The sequence below is a fragment of the Acidovorax sp. GW458-11-26-14-TSB4 genome (assembly GCF_059423865.1).
Genome location: NZ_JBWKYR010000052.1, coordinates 1 through 1,449, shown reverse-complemented (window position 1 = coordinate 1,449; position 1,449 = coordinate 1). Strand labels below are relative to the sequence as shown.

1 protein-coding gene and 1 pseudogene are annotated in these 1,449 nt (G+C 67.1%); both read left to right on the top strand.

The window, feature by feature from the left end; translation table 11 throughout:
• Nucleotides 1-369 (top strand): annotated as a pseudogene (locus AC07X5_RS32615) (methyl-accepting chemotaxis protein); the annotation flags it as partial.
• Nucleotides 370-553: 184 nt separating this feature from the next.
• A partial coding sequence (locus AC07X5_RS32610; protein WP_494773549.1) for a HAMP domain-containing protein occupies nucleotides 554-1,449 on the top strand: 896 nt, incomplete at its 3' end.

The window sequence follows — 1,449 nt, the reverse complement described above, 5'->3', positions numbered from 1 at the left end:
AACCAGGCGGTGACGCACCTCGATCAGATGACGCAGCAGAATGCGGCGCTGGTGGAAGAATCGACGGCAGCGGCGGCCTCGATGCGCGACCAGGCGCAGAAGCTGGCCGAGGTGGTGTCGATGTTCAACGTGGGCGCGATGGCTGCGCGGGCACCGGTGGCGCCGCCGCCCCGGCCCGCACCGGCACCCGCCTCCAGCGCCCGTCCTGCCGCGGTAGGCACCTCAGCGGCCGGCAGGAAGCCCGCAGCTGCCGCCACGCCCCGGCTGGGCAGTACCGGCAAGGCGCCTGCCGCCCCGGCCGCAGCGCCCAAGGCCGCGGCACCGCGCGCCGCCGCCGGTGGCAGTGACGACGACTGGGAAAGCTTCTGAAACCGGCACCCTGGCGTGCACTGGCAGCATGCCCGGACTCTGCGGATTCGGGTTTGTCCCGGTAAAACGAAGCGGTCTGGGGACTTCCAGCTGGCGTAGGCTATACCTGTCTGGTTGTAATTGAATGTTTCCGCCGCCACTGGGCGGACCATCCAGGCACCGCAGGTCCACAAGGAAAAGAGCCATGCAATTCGACAATATCCGCGTCTCCCGCAAGCTGTGGGGGGCATTCCTGGGTCTGATGATCGCGATGCTGCTGCTCTCGAGCTTCGCCCAGAACCGGGGCAACAACTCCATGTCGGCAGCGATGGACGACATCATCGAGATCGAGGGGCGCATCTCCTCGGCCGTGCGCTGGCGCGGCGCCACCGAAACGGCCGTCAACATGGTCATGGGCGGCGCAGTGACCACCGATGCCGTGCTGGCCGAGCAGTATGGTGCCAAGGTCAAGGAGATCATCGGCGCCATCAACAAGGTGCAGGAAAAGATCGTCGCCTCGGCCACGGCGCCCGAGGAAAAGGCAGCCCTCGACAAGGTGCTCGATGCGCGCAAGGCCGTTCTGGCCGCCACCGCCAAGACCTGGGAGCTCAAGGGCGCGGGTGATGCCGTGGCCACCCAGCAGTTTGCGGACAGGGAGTTCGCCCCCCTGGTCACGGTCTACCTCAAGGCCCAGGACGATTTCGTGGCGGTGCTGGAAAAACGCCGCGACGCCATCCGCGCCGATGCCACGAGCCGCCGCATCCAGAACGCCATCTCGGGCATCATCCTGTCCATGGTGCTGTTGGCGGTGGGCATCTTCCTGGCCTGGCGGCTGGTGCATTCCATCAGCGACCCGCTCGACCAGGCAGTGAGCACCATCGACGCCATTGCAGCGGGCGACCTCACGCGCGAGCTGCACTCCACCCGCAAGGACGAGTTCGGCCACATGCTGCGCTCACTGTCGGCGATGTCGGCACGTTTGCGCGGCGTGGTCACGGAAGTGCGCCACGGCGTGGACTCGGTGTCCTCGGCCTCGGTGGAAATCGCCAACGGCAACCACGACCTGTCGGCACGCACCGAGCAGACCGCTTCCAACCTCGA